Origin of the sequence: Bartonella alsatica, assembly GCF_013388295.1 — a bacterium.
Classification (GTDB): Bacteria; Pseudomonadota; Alphaproteobacteria; order Rhizobiales; family Rhizobiaceae; genus Bartonella; species Bartonella alsatica.
Genome location: NZ_CP058235.1, coordinates 288,717 through 306,038 on the forward strand (window position 1 = coordinate 288,717; position 17,322 = coordinate 306,038).

Genomic DNA, 17,322 nt, shown 5'->3' on the forward strand with positions numbered 1-17,322 from the left:
CCATACAACTTCAACATGAACCAAATCAAAATGGATAGCAAGACAATTTATAAAGAAGGAAGATTGTTTTTATACTTTATATTTGAGTGTAAAAATCAATTTTTCCTCTCTCATGTGGAACAACACCATTTTTGTACAACCTTCAATTCTAGTAACCGAGTTACACATGACATCTAGTATTTTAGCTAAATAAATTTTTAATTGATGAATTACAGTAAAGCACTCATACAGATCAATGTAGTGTAATTTTTAAACATTCATCTTTTAAAAGCTGTCAAGCAATTGCTTCTTGACAACCATAAAAACTGTATCTTCATTATGGCTATCCACTTCACCTCACAGTTATTATAAAGAAAAGTTTTTCCTTTTCTTTTTCAAAACACTCTCTTAAACTTATATGAATTTTTACATTTTTAGTAAAATTGACTGTTTATTTCCTGCTTTTTTAAAGTAGGTTTCAGCAAAACTATCAAGCTTTATCTCTAACCTTTCTTTCACAATCTAATATGATAAAAAATACTGTTAACTGTTTTCAATCGAACGCAATATTTCTACTACTATCATAATGTGTGCTGCAGGGAGCACTATTTATCTAAAAAAACACATACAAAATTATTTTTTGAAACAAACTAGCAGAACTTTATAAAAATTTACCTTCTCTAATTGTATAGAGGAAAAAAGATCACACTAATAACTGAGTGAAACGTTGAACAGTATTATGCATTCCATACTCTAACGCATCAGCAATAAGCCCATGACCAATAGAAACTTCTTCAAGCCAAGGAATACGATTAATAAGAACAGGTAGATTCGCAATTGTCAAATCATGCCCTGCATTAACACCTAGTTGCAGCTCTTTAGCTCTTCTTGCTGCTAAAACAAGTTTATTTAGCTCCTGATCCTGTTTTGTCTTATCTTTAAACGCTCCTCCATAAGCTCCAGTATAAAATTCCACACGATCGGCCCCAATTGCTTTAGCAATATCAAGACCATCAACAACAGGATCAGCAAATAATGACACTCGAATCTTTCTTGCTTTCAAGCGTTGAATAATAGGTGCTAAAAATTCTGCATTACGGGAAAAATTCCAACCATGATCAGAAGTTGACTGAGTTGGATCATCAGGAACAAGAGTAATCTGATTAGCATAATTCTCTGCTATATTCAAAAACGCATCGCTTGGATAACCTTCAATATTAAACTCAGCAGTAGGAAAGGTGCTGTTAATTAAACAATGTATATCTGGCAAATCAGTAAAACGAATATGTCTTTCATCAGGACGCGGATGGACCGTTAACCCCCCTGCACCAGCTGTAAGCGCTATATGGCCAATACTCTTTATATTTGGCCATGGCAGATTACGCCGATTGCGCAAAACAGCAATAGCATTAAGATTAACCGAAAGTTTTATTGCCATGTACACTCCTATTTTCCGTGTATAATGCTAAAAACAGAAAAATACTCCGCCCGTAGAATCGTAAAGAATAAAAATTCCCCTATCGGACAATTGTTAAACACTCTGCCGCACGCGTAATTCCTGTATACAGCCATCGTGCATACATATCACGAAATGCAAAACTTTCATCAAACAAAACGACATTATCCCATTGAGATCCCTGCGCTTTATGAACAGTTAACGCATATCCATAATCAAAATCATCATATCTTTTTTTTAATTGCCAAGAAATTTCACTATCAGGATTTTCAAATACTGCTTTTAAAAGCTTAATCTTTGCCACCCCACGCTCGTTTTCTTCTGATTTAATAAGAAGGTTAATACCTGGTTTAACAGTTTCTTTCTGTGAAGTCATCACTTTCCATAAAGAGCCATTCAACAAACTTTTAGTAGGATCATTGCGCAAACATACAAGTTTATCTCCCGCTTGTGGGTAAGCTGCCGTAAATCCCTTCAATGCACGCAAACGTTTATTATAAAGATGGCGTGTTCGATTAACACCTACCAACACTTGATCAGCATCCAAAACCAATTGCTGATCGACCTCTTTACGTGTAATAATGCGAGCTGTCCCATAATCACCATAAGTAATATCGCGTCCTTCACGCACATCCATAGCCAAACGAATAATCGGATTATCATGTGCTTGCCGATGAATTTCTGAAAGAAAAAAATCCGGTGTACTATTGGAAAAAAAGCCACCTCCTGATATAGGAGGTAATTGACCTGGATCACCAAGAACGAGAATTGGTGTTCGAAAGCTCATTAAATCACGTGCCAATTGTTCATCTACCATCGAACATTCATCAACAATGATAAGTTTAGCTTGCGCAGCGGCACTTTTTCGATTTAGTGCAAATGTCGGTGCAATAGACTTTTTCCCTGTTACTTCATCGGAAACTTCTTCTTCTCCACGTGGACAATAAATCAATGAATGAATAGTACAAGCATTACTGACACCTTTAGAGCGCAAAACCTGTGCCGCTTTACCTGTGAATGCAGTAAATTGAACAGAGCCATCAACTGTTTCCGCAAAATAGCGCGCAAGCGTTGTTTTGCCTGTTCCTGCATAACCAAAGAGACGAAAAAGTGGAGAACGCCCATCCCTCAACCACGCAGCAACAGCCTTCAATGCATTGTCCTGTTCTCGTGAAAACTGCATAATTTATCAAAATAAGATTCGCATCAAAAGAGCAAGCATTTTGAAAATAAAACCACTATCAAGAAATTTTTTGCCGTTAAGAGGTTCTGGTATAGGGCTATCTAATCACTTTCACAGTCAAATTATCAACGATTGTACCAACAGTTTTCGTCAAAATACTGCAATAATCTAAATTTATACTCAGACAAAATTTGTATTAACCTTTTTTATAACATCGCATACTTGTTAGGAAAAATGTCCTTTTCTATAGCAGACTATAAACAATCAAATTAATCGCGAAGTAAACTTAAAACAATGCATATATATACTTCTTCTGCCTCATGTTTAGAATTAAAAAACAGCTAAAACAAAACCTTAAGGCTATGGGTTATCATTGAAAATTTTTCATTACAAAAAACTGCTCTTATACAGAATACGAACAGTATAACTTTATAAATCATACTCCACGTTTTACTAAAACCAATCAGTTCCTTTGCGCATAAAAGCAAAACGCGCACCCTGTAATAAAAAATAAATTGCACCAATAAAGCTATCGAAGTTTTTTAGCAGAAATAAAGCAAGACATGAAGCAGATCTTAACAAAAGCCGCTTAACCCAATCAGGTCTGTCAATAATCTCTTAGCAATCTTCATCCCATAACAACTTTCAACACATGCATGACTCAAGATACAAGTGAACTACACCTAAATGAAAAAAAACGTGGCTCCCATTCCTTACCATCAATTAATATTGCAAACGCTTTAAGAAAAGCTCAAAAATGAGATGCTAATTAATAGAAATTAAGCCTACTAGTGAACTGCTCATCTATCTTAAACTGGTAACCTAATATCAAACACAGCCACGCATCCTGATAAACTTTGGAATTCATTAAACGATAAATATAACTTTGATATCATCCTATAGGCTATCTCCATGTCAAATCTACGCTCTCTTTATCTCGTCAAAGAAGTTACATACCATGGTGAAACTGTATAATAAGTACATATTAATCATGAACAACAGCACAAGAAGCTCAAAATTTATAGAACTCAAGATTTTGTTGACAACTATAAAAGAACACTTGCTGAATTAAAAAGACTTATACTTCCTAAAGCGAACTTAGGGGAAACGTGACGAAGATTCATTCCCATGGCTTCTTAAACAATATTACAATACCACTAGTATAGCCCTGGCTAAAACTACAAAAAGATAGAAAAAACTCATCCTTATAAAGAGAAGTGCAGTTTTATAGGAATTATTCCACACCAAACAACCGAAATAACATGTCATAGCCGAAGTTGAACGCCGTAAAGAAATACTAGCAACTACTTTAAAACTTCCCCCGAAACCTTCAATGATCTTTTTAATTAGAACAATTGAACAGGACTTTTGAAAAACAAAAAGGAATTTCCAATTTAAAGAAGAAAGATATTATCAACGATGAGTTTTAGATACCCAATGAACACGTTTATATAAAATCTTTCTTATACAAACTTACGTCGTGGTGATGCAGTTCCGACTAATTAAAAAAAACGGTAAAGAATATCATTCATTTAAAAACAGAAAAAAGCAAATTTCAAACAGATGTCGTTCTTTCAATCTGGCTTGAATGAACAGTAACGTTTGAAATTTGGCTTACCGAAAAAACGTTTATATACAATAAAAATAGAAAAACATTCTCTACAGTAAGTTTTTGGTACAAAATTTTAATAAAGAATACAATTAGATAGCTATAAAATAGTAAATAATTTAAGAACACTTGCAACACATACAGCCAATTTAGATTAAAAGTTTCATAATTCAAAATACTTTTTGTATAAAAAAATAGCAATATACTGCCTCTTTACACAAAGAGCGTAGATTGAAAAAATATGTTCTAAAAATGAGAGAAAATCCCCAAAATGAAGGAAAAAATTTAAAAAACACAAAAGAATCAATAACTACTAAATTCCTTCATCATTTGATTAACATACTAATTTTATACAAAAATCCGCCCTTCAGCAGAAATAGCATTTGCAACTACTTCATCATTAGCCTCATCAGGCAACAGCATATCATTATGCGCGCATCCAGATGGTATCATAGGAAAACAATTTTCTAAATTATCAACACAACAATCAAAGAGAACTGGCTTGTCAGAGTCAATCATTTGCTGAATTTTACCATCAAGTTCATCTGGTTTTGAACAACGAATCCCAACCACTCCATAAGCTTGTGCCAACTTTACAAAGTCAGGCATTGATTCCGTATAAGAATGAGAAAGACGATTACCATGCAGCAATTGTTGCCACTGTCGGACCATACCCATATATTGATTATTTAAAATAAAAATTTTTACCGGCGTATTATGCTGAATTGCGGTTGCAAGCTCTTGAATACTCATCTGAATTGAAGCATCACCAGAAATACATAAAACAAGAGCATCAGGATGTGCTATTTGAACACCAATAGCCGCTGGAAGACCATACCCCATAGTCCCAAGACCACCAGAAGTCATCCAGTGTTTTGGCTTGTCAAAACGATAATACTGCGCAGCCCACATCTGATGCTGTCCAACATCAGTGGTAATATAAGCATTCGCATCTTTAGTTAATGCATAAAGCCGTTCAAGAGCATATTGTGGCATAATAACATCTTTTTTTTCCATATATGCCAATGAATTACGAGCTTTCCAACGATTAATTTGTCTCCACCATGCGTCACGACTTTCGTCCTTAAATATTGGTTTCTGCATATGCAAGTGTTGATTTATGTCTTCTAAAATATCCGCCACATCACCAATAAGTGGAACCTCCACTTTTACAATCTTATTGATAGATGAAGGATTAATATCAATATGAATAATGCGCGCATGAGGTGCAAATGCATCAAGCCGCCCAGTGATACGATCATCAAACCGTGCACCAACAGCTAACATAACATCACAATCATGCATGGCCATATTAGCCTCATAGGTTCCATGCATTCCAAGCATTCCAAGCCAATTTTTGCTAGAAGCAGGATAAGCACCAAGTCCCATTAATGTTGAAGTAATCGGAAAATCTCCCAGTTGAACTAAATCACGCAAAAGCTGTACAGCTTTAGAACCCGATGAAATAACACCACCACCAGAATAAATAACGGGACGCTTTGCATCTGCTAAAAGAGAAACAGCACATTCAATAGCCTTAATATCCCCTTTCAACCGTGGAGAAGAATGCAAAGATGACGAAACTTGAGGCGTTCTATAAATACCCAAAGCTAATTGGATATCCTTAGGAATATCAATCAAAACCGGTCCTGGACATCCTGTTTGAGCAACAGCGAACGCTTCATGAATAATTGCGGCGAGATCATTCACATCTTCAACAAGCCAATTATGTTTCGTACAGGACTTTGTAATACTAACTGTATCAGCCTCTTGAAAACCATTTGTTCCAATCACAGTTGTTGACACCTGACCAGAAAAACAAACAAGAGGTATAGAATCCATGAGTGCATCTTGCAAAGGTGTCACAGCATTCGTTGCCCCTGGACCCGAAGTCACAAGCATAACACCTACCTTTCCTGTGCTTCGAGCATAGCCTTCAGCAGCATGACCTGCAGCCTGTTCATGACGCACCAAAATATGCTGGAGGAAATCCTGCTGATAAATAACATCAAAAATAGGAAGAACAGCCCCACCAGGATAACCAAAGAGATGTTTAACTCCTTGATCAATAAGAGCTTGAACCACCATTTCAGCACCCGACATTCTTGTTCCGTTCGCCCGCTCTTGCATTCTTGGATGATTTGTCATTTTTCCCACTCGCCTACTTGATAGCACAATAAAAAAGCTCCCGAAGGAGCCTATAAAAAAGCTCCGAGAGAGCCTATTACACACAAAAAAGATATATTGTATGATTACCCCCCCCCTTATTCCAATACACAAAATCTATAAGGAAAACTTCTCCTATAAAAGGCTTCTAATTATATTGGTACTATCCGTCAATAAAAAATTATACTTCCTAAAAAATTTTCCGCTTACAATTAACTTTTTTCAATTTTTTCAGCACTTTTATCAAGAAATAACTACCCAATCATCATCAAACTGATTACGAAACCATGTCATTTGTCTTTTTGCATACCTCCTCGTTTGAGATTTCACCATTTCAAGAGCATCCTCAAAACTTTGATGCCCATCTAAATGAGCTATAAATTCAGATACACCAATAGCCTTCATCGCTGGTAACAAAGGAGAAAGCTCAAGCTTCTTTATCGCAATCACCTCTTCTAAAACGCCTCTTTCAATCATAGAATCTAATCGTTTATGAATCCGTTCATAAAGCAATTGACGTGGTGGAACGAGAAGAATTTTTTCTAAACAATGCCATGCAATGAGAGATGTTGTTTTTCGTTTCTGCCACCAACTTAGCTTTTTACCTGTTGCATCATAAACTTCCAAAGCACGGATAATACGTTGACCATCTTGCGGAGAAATTTTCTCAGCGAGAACAGCATCAACCTGCAACAACTGACAATAAAGACTCTCAATACCCTCTTTATCAAGCCGAAGTCGCCATTTTTTCCGCACAACATCTGGAATATGAGGGATTTTTGAAATTCCTCCTAAAAGAGCACGAAAATAAAGTCCTGTTCCACCTACAAAAATAAGTGATTTTGTCGTAAATGTATTCAACAGTTTCTCAACATCCCGCAACCATTTCCCTACCGAATAATTTACCGTCGGACTCACATAACCATAGAGATAATGTGGAACAATTGTAGTATCAGCCTCCGTCGGCCGAGCCGTTAAAATATTTAAAACATCATAAACCTGCATTGAATCCGTGTTAATGATAAAAGCATTTTTTTCTTGAGCCATTTGTAAGGCAAGCGCAGATTTCCCACTTGAAGTTGGCCCTGCTATTAATGTAATCGTTCTCTGTGTCATGAATGGAAATTCCTATATCCACCAAACAACAACTCACTGCAATACGCATAATCCCCCCAAAGATACTGTACTCCATCTAAATTGTCATAGAGTGAGCTCTCCAAAGGAAACAAACAGAACCTGTACACTTAACACCGAAATGCACCTGTGATAGTTCTATTTTTTTGAAAAACTAAAAATGAAAATAATAACAAAAAAAACCTTAAAGGATTGCTTCTTACTTTTATCAAAATACCACTAAAAAAATTCTATCACACTGACCATCATAAACAAATATATTCTTTGCAATCATATGCAAAATATTTAGCTTAACACACATAATGAAACAGCTTTATCTTTCTATATAAAAACGTGTGATATTCTGATTCAAAATAAGCACCTCGTAAACTACTTTCTTGAAGATCCCCTTTCTTGCGTTTCTTTTCATTTACCACAAAGCAAAATGTAGCAATATCTATGAATTACAGAATTTGAGATTAATCTTTTTGTATAATTACTCTTTTGACAACTAAACAGATTAAACTATTTCCTATTGCACGCCTAATAACCGTAACAAAACACAAATTGACTAAACATGTATTCAAAAAACAATCTTCCAAATATCAATCCATTGGAAGCGTTACAACTCGTAATTCTCCATCTGGACGAGCAACTATAAATAAAGCATTTTTACGTCCAGCCTCACGCAATTTATGAATACGTTTTTTAGCCTCATCAATTTTCGTGACAGCACTTTGATTGATATCAACAATTACTTCACCAGCGCGAATACGCTTTTTATCCGCTACACTATTTTGTGCAACAGATGTCACCACTAATCCCCAAAGTTTATCTATAATTGAATAATGATGACGTAAATCCGCTGTAAGTTCAGATAATGTCATTCCCATAAATTGCATTGTCACACTTTTCGATACAGCATCGTTTTTCTCATCATTGAATTTCTCTTCTGTATCCTCATTTGTTTCTGTCTCAATCAAACGACCAAGCTTAACCTTTACTGTTCTTTCCCGGCCATTCCGCAAAACAGTAACATCGACCACTTTTCCTTCTGGACTTTCCGCTACTAAACGCGGTAAGTCACGCGCATGCTTAATTCTCGCTTTCCCAAAGGAAAGAATAACATCTCCAATTTGTAACTGGCTATTATCTACACCGGATTGTTCTATTTTACCAGCAACTAACGCTCCCATTGTGCTATCTATTTTCAAACTTTTTGCAATATCTTCTGTCACCGGTTGAATACGAATAGCCAACCAACCGCGTCTTATTTCTCCCAAATCACGCAACTGATTGATAACAGAAAGAGCCATATCAGATGGTATAGCAAAACCAATACCAATCGATCCTCCAGAAGGCGAAACAATTGCTGTATTAATCCCTATCACTTCACCATTTCTATCAAATAACGGACCTCCAGAATTGCCTCGATTAATTGCTGCATCTGTCTGAATAAAATTATCATAAGGACCAGCATTAAGATCACGATTGCGTGCAGAAATAATGCCAACCGTCACACTACCACCAAAACCATAAGGGTTACCAATAGCCATAACCCAGTCTCCAATACGCGCCTTTTCAGAATCTCCGAAACGGACAGCTTTTAATTTTTTTCTCCCTGCTTCCACTTGAAGCAGTGCCAAATCAGTCTTGCTATCCTTTCCAAGTAATTTTGCTTTTAGCTTTGTACCATCGGTAAAATTAACCTCAATATCATCAGCATCAACAATAACATGATAATTTGTAACAATAAGCCCTTTTTGCGTATCAATCACAAAACCAGACCCCAAAGAACGTACCTTCTGAAACTGACTATCTTTTTGACCATCTTTAGGTGTAAAAAAATCACTAAAATATTCTTGTAGTAATGAATCTTTTGGAATAACAGGCACTGAAATATGCTCATCTTGTTCAGTCCCATCGACAGTCTGTGTTGTAGAAATATTTACAACGGTATCTAAAAGCTCAGCAGCTAAATCAGGAACGGAAAGGAGTGTATTTTTTGTTTCTACTCCCCAACACAAGCCGATTGATCCTGATAAAAACAAAACCATACAGACAACAACTTTTGTGATAAAGAACTTTAAAGACGTATTTTTATCTACGACATTTTTATCCATGATATGCCTTTAAACAAAATGCTGCAAAGAGATTCTCTAAATTCATCTACGCAAAATCAAGACGGTTTAACACTCTACCATTTGCATCCTAAAAGAAAGTAACAACAGATCACACCTCTCATACAAAAGCGTGTATCCATAATTCATTGTCACTTCTACTCTCCTCCGATTTTTTGATCAGTTTTATTAAAGCCAGTATTCATTGTTGAAGGAAATTTTCCCTTTTTCTGCAGTGGATTGCGAAAATAGAAAAAGAAATCCTCATTTGGTGAAATTACCATGGGAATATGTTCTAAATTTTTGTACTGTTCCATCGCTAACCAAAAATCGTAAAAGGAAGGATCAGCCTCTCTCGCATTTAACAAAAGGCGAATACTTTCAGCCTGACCTTCACCACGAGTAATTTCAGCATCACGTTTTGCAGCGGCTACGATCTCTTCATATTCACGATTAGCTTCCGCCACAATACGATCTCGCTCCTGCTGACCACGAGCACGAATATTTTCAGCTGCAGCCTCACGCTCAGCTGCCATTTGCCGATAGACATCTTCTGAAACAGCATCAGTTAAATCAGTTTTACGAATACGTACATCAACAATAGTAATGCCTAATGACCCTGCATCTACAGAAAACTGCCGCTGCACTTCAGCCATCATCGCTCCCCGTTCATCTGATAAAGCTGCTTTAAATTCACGCTTACCATAAACGGCACGTAAAGCATCAATAAAACGCGGTGCAAGATTTTCACGCGCAGCAATTTGCGGACGCCCCGAAGCAATACGCTGTAAAAACAGCTTTGGATCTGTAATACGATAAATAAAGAACGCATCTACTTCATAATAGGCTCCACCACGAACCTGTACAGATTGTGTAGGAACATCATAACGTAACAACCGATTATCAACAATGATCATCTTATCTATAAAGGGCGCTTTCAAATAGATCCCAGGATCAGATTCTACCTTAACAATTTGCCCAAAACGCTTAATTGCCACTTGTTGACGAGGATAAACTATAAAAATAGACATCCAAAAAATCATCAAAAAGAGTACTATAGTACTAAATAAAAATAAGAAACGAGACTGCTGCATAATTAGCGTCCTCCAGAAATACGAGAATCCAAAAACGATGTAGAACGCGTTGATGTTTTTTTCACGTTTTCTGATGAATTGCTACGTAGCAATTCATTCAGCGGGAGATAGGGAACCATTGGAGAATTTATTTGATCAAGAACCAACTTGTTAGGTGACGAGAGAATACGCCCTACAGTCTCCATATAAAGGCGATAACGCGTAGCTTCTGGTGAAATTATAGCCTCACGGGCTATAGCCTGAAAACGCTCAGCACGCCCTCTTGCCTCTTCAACCATCTGCGCCTTTTCACCCTTTGCAATTTCCCGTGTGCGTGAAGCTTCACCATTTGCTAAACCAATTTTAGTAAAACGCACACGATTTCCCTCTTCAATCATCCGCCCACGTTCTTGCTCTGCCTGCTGGACAGAATTAAAAGCAGCAGCAACCTTTGTAGGAGGAGCAGCTTCACTGATTGACACACGGCTTATTTCAACACCAAGTTGATATTTATCTACCGTTAACTGGATAATTTTTCTAACGTCACTAGCAACTTCTTCTTTCTTGTCACGTAAAACATCATCAACGGGTCTTGAACCAATAACCTCACGCATCGCACTCTCAGCTACTTGACGAACTGTTCCTTCTTGATCATTCACATTGAATAAAAATTGACTAGGGCGTGAAATTCGATAGTAAACAGAAAAATTGACATTAACAATATTCTGATCACTCGAAAGCATCAAGCCTTCACTTTGTTGAACCTGTCCGGATTGACTACCGATCGCAATCATTTTCTCTGTTAAAGGCACTTTCATATAAGTCTCAATTGGCCAAAAATGAAAATGCAAACCATCACCAATAATCTCTGCTTTTGGCACCCCAAAACGCAATTCCACTGCTTGTTCATTTTGCTGAACAATATAAATAGACTGATACAAACAAAAAAATACAGCAAGAAGAAACAACAGAACAAAAAGCCCACTTCTACCAACTTGTTGAAATTGATCATGCCCTTTACGCAAAAGATCATCAATATTGGAACCATTGTCACCATCACCATTGCCCCCAGAACCAAAAATATTCTTAGCAGGTGTTTTTTTGTCACTACCGTATTTACTCTTTTTACCGCTCCATGGGCCGCTACCATTTTGATTTGTCCAGGGCATCATCACCTCTTTAATTGACTACCATTAATCAATATCAACCATTTACTTGATCTTATAAAATGCTTCTTATCTGTTTACAATGTAACTGATAGGCTCTTTCCACTCAATTACAAACGATTATTTCCGCTCATAAACTATAAAACGCGTCGGATGACTGTCTTTATCTCCTTCTGGAATATATTGCGTTTGCACAATAGTCCACCCTTCTTTATCGAAAACAGGAAAAAAACTATCACCTTCAATGGAAGCTAATACTTCTGTAAGAAATATTTTATCAGCAATACGCAATCCTTGTTGAAAAATTTCACCACCACCAATAATAAAAATTGCATTTGCACCATTTTGAGAAGCCTCGCTTTTTGCAACAGAACAAGCTTGAAGCAAAGAATGAACAACAACAGCACCTTCAGCCATAAATGTACAATTGCGCGTAATAACAATATTTGTACGCCCTGGTAAAGGTCGTCCAAGAGAATCCCAAGTTTTTCGTCCCATAATAATAGGCTTACCAAAAGTTAAAGTCTTAAAGCGTTGCAAATCTGTTGACAAACGCCAAGGCATAATACCTCCACGACCGATAACACCATTTTCTGCAACAGCTGCAATTAAACAAACTGAAAAAGTCATATTGCTACTGGAGCCTTGATATGTGGTTGTGCTTCATAATTAAGCAATTCAAAATCCTCAAATTTAAAAGAAAAAAGATCTGTTACCGCTGGATTTATACGCATAAACGGCAAAGCATTTGGTCTACGAGACAATTGATACCCAGCCTGCTCAAAATGATTAGAATAAAGATGCGCATCACCAAGCGTATGAATAAAATCACCTACTTTAAGCCCACTGACTTGCGCAATCATCATCGTTAACAATGCATAAGAAGCAATATTAAACGGAATACCTAAGAAAATATCCGCTGAACGTTGATAAAGCTGGCAGGATAACTTACCATTAGCAATGTAAAATTGAAAAAAACAATGGCACGGCGGGAGAGCCATCTCCTCTATTAATGCGGGATTCCACGCTGTTACAATTAAACGGCGAGAATTAGGCGTTTTCTTAATCATAGTCAATAGATTACTAATTTGATCAATATATCGTCCGTCAGGAGCTGGCCAAGAACGCCACTGATAACCATAAATAGGACCAAGATTCCCTTTCTCATCAGCCCATTCATCCCAGATTGACACACCATGTTCCTTCAACCACGCGATATTCGTATCACCCTTAAGAAACCACAAAAGCTCATAAATGATTGAACGTAAATGCAATTTCTTTGTTGTTAACAATGGGAATCCGACCTGTAAATCAAATCGCATCTGATATCCAAAAACCGATCGCGTTCCAACACCGGTCCGATCTACACGATCAATGCCGTAATTTAAAACATGAGATAAAAGATCAAGGTAGATTTTCATATAAATATTATGCCCGATTCTATCGGTTATAAAAAATAAAAACTATAAAAATTCAGAAAAGTACAATTTAAATCTCTTTTTTCAAACATCTTTCACAAGAAATTACCATGATCCGATTAAATTTTTGACGCAAAAGATAAAATACTGTAGACAGCTCCTAGGGGAATAAATACAGGGATAATAAATCAACAGACATGAACATAATTTAAAGGGATAGACTTATGGAGAATGAAACAACTCTAGCACCGCATGATACGAGAAAACGTGTTCTTTCTATCATATCTAGTGCATCAGGTAATCTAGTTGAATGGTATGATTTTTATGTTTATTCTTTCACATCCATCTACTTTGCATCACAGTTTTTTCCCTCCAACGGAGATGTTGTTACTGAACTTTTAAAGTCTTCCATTGTCTTTTTTATCGGCTTCCTCATGCGTCCAATTGGCGGTTGGCTCTTCGGATTTATTGCTGACCGTTATGGACGTAAGCGCTCTTTGCTTATTTCTGTTTTTATGATGTGCGGTGGTTCATTCCTCATTGCCTTACTTCCTACATATGAAACTATTGGAGCAACAGCAGCGGTTCTACTCATTTTACTCCGTATGCTTCAAGGACTCTCAGTGGGCGGTGAATACGGTACAACAGCAACTTATATGAGCGAAATTGCTGTGAAGAATCGTCGTGGTTTTTTTAGCTCCTTCCAATATGCCACACTCATTGGTGGTCAACTTCTCGCAAGTCTGGTTATGTTTATTCTAGCGTTATATCTCACAGAAGATCAGTTAAAAGCATGGGGATGGCGTATACCCTTTGCGATTGGTGGATTAGGAGCAATTGTCGCAATTTATCTGCGTCGCTCACTTCATGAGACAACAACCAAAGAAAGCCGTTCTAAAGAACAAGCTGGTAGCCTCAAAGAGCTTCTCTGCAATCACAGAAAAGCTTTCTTTTTAGTTATAGGCTTTACAGCGGGAGGGTCTCTCACATTTTATACCTGTACAACTTATATGCAGAAATATCTGATCACAACCACAGGGTTTGATAAACACACCGCTACAACAATAATGACTGCTGCACTCTTTATTTTTATGTTACTCCAACCTCTTTTTGGTTCTCTAGCCGATAAAATTGGCACAAAAGCTTCGTTGCTTATTTGGAGTGCCCTATCTATCATCTGCACAATTCCTGCACTTAGAATCATTGGTAGCACAGATGATACATGGGTTGCCTTATCAGTCATTACTGGAATGCTTTGTATTATGAGTTTTTATACGTCTATTTCTGGTATCGTAAAAGCAGAAATGTTTCCTGCTTCAATCCGGGCAATGGGAGTTGGTCTTTCTTATGCTATTGCCAACGCGCTATTTGGTGGTTCTGCTGAAACTGTAGCACTTGAATTTAAAAAGATTGGATATGAATCCGTCTTCCATTTTTACATAGCCGGTATGATGATTATTGCATTTATCGCAATTCTTTTCATGCCAGATGCTAGAAAAAAAGGATACCTTCAAGGAGAAGATATTCATTAACTTTTTCATTAACTTTTTTGTTATATTCGTCATATGGAAATTAAGTGCTCATAAATTTTCGTACTCTATCTCCGATAGTGTAAAACAATACTATTCTTTTCTGTAACCTACGCTTTTAATAGTAAGTTTTCATAGTATCATAAATATGTCGCTTTTTTTCCACTGAATACAGTGCACTCAAGAGCAAAGAAATCTTTGTTTGAGTTTAAGCAACCATTCTTTTTATCAATAATGATCAACCTTTATCGAAAGTAACTTCCTCCCATAAAAACACAACCGCCTATTTCGCAATAATATAAGTCTAAAAGAAAATGAGCAGCAACAGTATTTTAACTGTAAATAGGCGGATTTGCGGTTTATCACAACACACATACATGTATAGAATAAACTACATCTGTTTCCATAAGTTATCCTATCTCAATATCTTTTTTATCTAATGATCAATGACATTATTAACGCGCAACAAAAATCAAAACACACATCCTATAAATATTATGGTCTTCTGCTTTACTAAAATATAAAGTCATCAAAAAGTATAGTGCCATAACCCAAATAAGCCATCTCAAATAGCTTTCATAAAAATAACTATTACATACATTATATAATTGAATTTTAATGATACAAATCATTATCAACTTTAAACTAAAAAAATAAACTATAGATCTAAAGGGGGAATATTTCATGAAAAGCGAAACAACTTTAAAACCAGATGATACAAGGAAACGTATCTTCGCAATCATATCCAGCGCATCAGGAAATCTAGTAGAATGGTATGATTTCTATGCTTATTCATTTGCGTCGATTTATTTTGCTTCACAATTCTTTCCTGCAGATGATGATGTCGTTACACAACTTTTAAAAATTGCAGGAATCTTTTTTATTGGCTTTCTTATGCGCCCGATTGGAGCATGGCTCTTCGGCTTCATTGCCGACCGTTATGGACGTAAACGTTCAATGCTTATTTCTGTTTTTATGATGTGTGGTGGTTCATTTCTTATTGCCATACTTCCTACTTACAAAACTATTGGAATAACAGCAGCCTTTCTTTTGCTTTTAATCCGTATATTTCAAGGACTTTCAGTCGGCGGTGAATATGGCACAACAGCAACTTATATGAGCGAAGTCGCTCTTAAAAATCATCGCGGGTTCTTTGCTTCCTTCCAATATGCTACAACGATCACAGGTCAACTTCTCGCCAGCTTTATTATATTTATTTTAGCACTTTATCTCACTGAAGATCAGTTAAAATCATGGGGCTGGCGTATCCCCTTTGTGATTGGTGGATTAGGAGCACTGGTTGCGATTTATTTGCGTCGTTCGCTCCATGAAACAACAACCAAAGAAAGCCGCTCCAACCAACATGCTGGTAGTATTAAAGAGCTTTTCCACAACCACAAAAAAGCTTTCTTTTTGGTTGTTGGCTTTACAGCGGGAGGGTCACTCACATTTTACACATACACTACTTACATGCAAAAATATCTGATAACAACCACAGGATTTGATAAACAAACTGCAACAACGATAATGACTGCCGCACTTTTCATTTTTGTATTACTCCAACCCCTCTTTGGGTCTTTAGCCGATAAAATTGGAACAAGGACTTCACTTATCAGTTGGAGTACCCTATCCATTATTTGCACAATTCCTGTGCTTAAAATGATTGGAAATACCCATAATGCATGGTTTGCATTATTAATTATTATCGGAATGCTCTGTATTATGAGTTTTTATACATCCATCGCTGGTATCATAAAAGCAGAACTGTTTCCTGCTCCAATCCGAGCTATTGGAGTTGGACTTTCTTTTGCTATTGGTAATGCGCTGTTTGGCGGTTCTGCCGAATATGTAGCACTTGGACTTAAAAATATCGGATATGAAACTATCTTCTCTTTTTACATAATTGGTATGATGATCATTGCACTCATTTCAATTCTCTTAATGCCAGATATAGACAAAGAAGGATATCTTTAAAGACGATACAATCCATTAAAATTTTTATATACAAAAGAGTCCAACTAATTAGGCCTTTTTGTAATGTAATTAGGCCTTTTTGTAATGAATGTATAAAAATTTAATAAAAGCAGCAAATAACATGAAATAATTCATTTCTTTTAGCTTACCTTACAAAAAAAACATTGTGGTCCTTTACAAGGTGAAGAACACGTGTATAAAAATCTACATTGTTTAAATTTTATCAAGTATCCTTAATCGTTTAGCGACTAAATAATAAAAAGTTACACAACTTTTCTGCACATTCCAAACATCTTCGGCAACTGTTAACACAACCATTTAAACACTCTTTTTAATAACAATTCACTAACTTGAATCTATTTTTCAACGCACTTCTTCCCGCGCTCAGCTTTAGATTCAATATAATTAGCTTATCCTACTACAAAATAAAACCCTCTAAATGTACAAGTCTATAACCCAAATAAGCCCTCTCAAATAGCTTTCACAAGAAATTATTACGATACTACTAATTGAATTTTGATGATACAAGTCGTACA

At 36.4% G+C, this 17,322-nt stretch carries 10 protein-coding genes and 1 pseudogene; 2 read left to right on the forward strand and 9 right to left on the reverse strand.

Features of this window, described 5'->3' with window-relative positions; all coding sequences use genetic code 11:
• Positions 1 to 682: 682 nt before the first annotated feature.
• The 9 genes from HWV54_RS01265 to HWV54_RS01305 all read right to left on the reverse strand — a co-directional run bounded on the left by HWV54_RS01265 (position 683) and on the right by HWV54_RS01305 (position 13,286).
• Entirely contained in the window at positions 683 to 1,417 is a 735-nt protein-coding gene (locus HWV54_RS01265; protein ID WP_005864969.1) for a pyridoxine 5'-phosphate synthase, read from the reverse strand.
• A gap of 79 nt (positions 1,418 to 1,496) precedes the next feature.
• Positions 1,497 to 2,618: an ATP-dependent DNA helicase gene (locus HWV54_RS01270; protein ID WP_040296368.1), complete on the reverse strand. Its 1,122-nt coding sequence runs from the start codon at positions 2,616 to 2,618 to the stop codon at positions 1,497 to 1,499.
• A gap of 1,957 nt (positions 2,619 to 4,575) precedes the next feature.
• A complete protein-coding gene (locus tag HWV54_RS01275) occupies positions 4,576 to 6,375 on the reverse strand; it encodes an acetolactate synthase 3 large subunit (RefSeq protein WP_005864965.1) in 1,800 nt (599 codons plus the stop codon).
• A 261-nt stretch (positions 6,376 to 6,636) separates the two neighbouring features.
• Positions 6,637 to 7,509 carry a tRNA (adenosine(37)-N6)-dimethylallyltransferase MiaA gene (gene miaA / locus HWV54_RS01280; RefSeq protein WP_005864963.1) on the reverse strand — a complete coding sequence of 291 codons (873 nt, stop codon included), beginning with the start codon at positions 7,507 to 7,509 and terminating at the stop codon, positions 6,637 to 6,639.
• A 602-nt stretch (positions 7,510 to 8,111) separates the two neighbouring features.
• A complete protein-coding gene (locus tag HWV54_RS01285) occupies positions 8,112 to 9,629 on the reverse strand; it encodes a Do family serine endopeptidase (protein ID WP_005864961.1) in 1,518 nt (505 codons plus the stop codon).
• Positions 9,630 to 9,784: 155 nt separating this feature from the next.
• Positions 9,785 to 10,720, reverse strand: a complete 936-nt coding sequence (gene hflC / locus HWV54_RS01290) for a protease modulator HflC (RefSeq protein WP_005864959.1) — start codon at positions 10,718 to 10,720, stop codon at positions 9,785 to 9,787.
• A 2-nt stretch (positions 10,721 to 10,722) separates the two neighbouring features.
• Positions 10,723 to 11,868, reverse strand: coding sequence for an FtsH protease activity modulator HflK (gene hflK, locus HWV54_RS01295; RefSeq protein ID WP_005864957.1), 1,146 nt, complete (start codon positions 11,866 to 11,868; stop codon positions 10,723 to 10,725).
• A 117-nt stretch (positions 11,869 to 11,985) separates the two neighbouring features.
• A complete protein-coding gene (locus tag HWV54_RS01300; RefSeq protein WP_005864955.1) occupies positions 11,986 to 12,495 on the reverse strand; it encodes a dihydrofolate reductase in 510 nt (169 codons plus the stop codon).
• The gene (locus HWV54_RS01305; RefSeq protein ID WP_005864953.1) at positions 12,492 to 13,286 is read right to left on the reverse strand and encodes a thymidylate synthase; all 795 of its coding nucleotides are present in this window, start codon (positions 13,284 to 13,286) and stop codon (positions 12,492 to 12,494) included. The genes HWV54_RS01300 and HWV54_RS01305 overlap by 4 nt, the downstream gene beginning before the upstream one ends.
• A gap of 221 nt (positions 13,287 to 13,507) precedes the next feature.
• On the opposite strand from HWV54_RS01305, the gene HWV54_RS01310 reads away from it, so the two are divergent.
• Positions 13,508 to 14,815, forward strand: coding sequence for an MFS family transporter (locus HWV54_RS01310; protein WP_005864951.1), 1,308 nt, complete (start codon positions 13,508 to 13,510; stop codon positions 14,813 to 14,815).
• Between the two features lie 681 nt (positions 14,816 to 15,496).
• Positions 15,497 to 16,805: pseudogene (locus tag HWV54_RS01315) on the forward strand (MFS family transporter).
• The last annotated feature ends 517 nt before the right edge of the window (positions 16,806 to 17,322 follow it).

Excerpts from the sequence above, each read along its gene's own strand:
- HWV54_RS01265 (WP_005864969.1), bottom strand. The coding sequence starts at position 1,417 with ATGGCAATAAAACTTTCGGTTAATCTTAATGCTATTGCTGTTTTGCGC.
- HWV54_RS01270 (WP_040296368.1), bottom strand. The coding sequence starts at position 2,618 with ATGCAGTTTTCACGAGAACAGGACAATGCATTGAAGGCTGTTGCTGCG.
- HWV54_RS01275 (WP_005864965.1), bottom strand. The coding sequence starts at position 6,375 with ATGACAAATCATCCAAGAATGCAAGAGCGGGCGAACGGAACAAGAATG.
- miaA (WP_005864963.1), bottom strand. The coding sequence starts at position 7,509 with ATGACACAGAGAACGATTACATTAATAGCAGGGCCAACTTCAAGTGGG.
- HWV54_RS01285 (WP_005864961.1), bottom strand. The coding sequence starts at position 9,629 with ATGGATAAAAATGTCGTAGATAAAAATACGTCTTTAAAGTTCTTTATC.
- hflC (WP_005864959.1), bottom strand. The coding sequence starts at position 10,720 with ATGCAGCAGTCTCGTTTCTTATTTTTATTTAGTACTATAGTACTCTTT.
- hflK (WP_005864957.1), bottom strand. The coding sequence starts at position 11,868 with ATGCCCTGGACAAATCAAAATGGTAGCGGCCCATGGAGCGGTAAAAAG.
- HWV54_RS01300 (WP_005864955.1), bottom strand. The coding sequence starts at position 12,495 with ATGACTTTTTCAGTTTGTTTAATTGCAGCTGTTGCAGAAAATGGTGTT.
- HWV54_RS01305 (WP_005864953.1), bottom strand. The coding sequence starts at position 13,286 with ATGAAAATCTACCTTGATCTTTTATCTCATGTTTTAAATTACGGCATT.
- HWV54_RS01310 (WP_005864951.1), top strand. The coding sequence starts at position 13,508 with ATGGAGAATGAAACAACTCTAGCACCGCATGATACGAGAAAACGTGTT.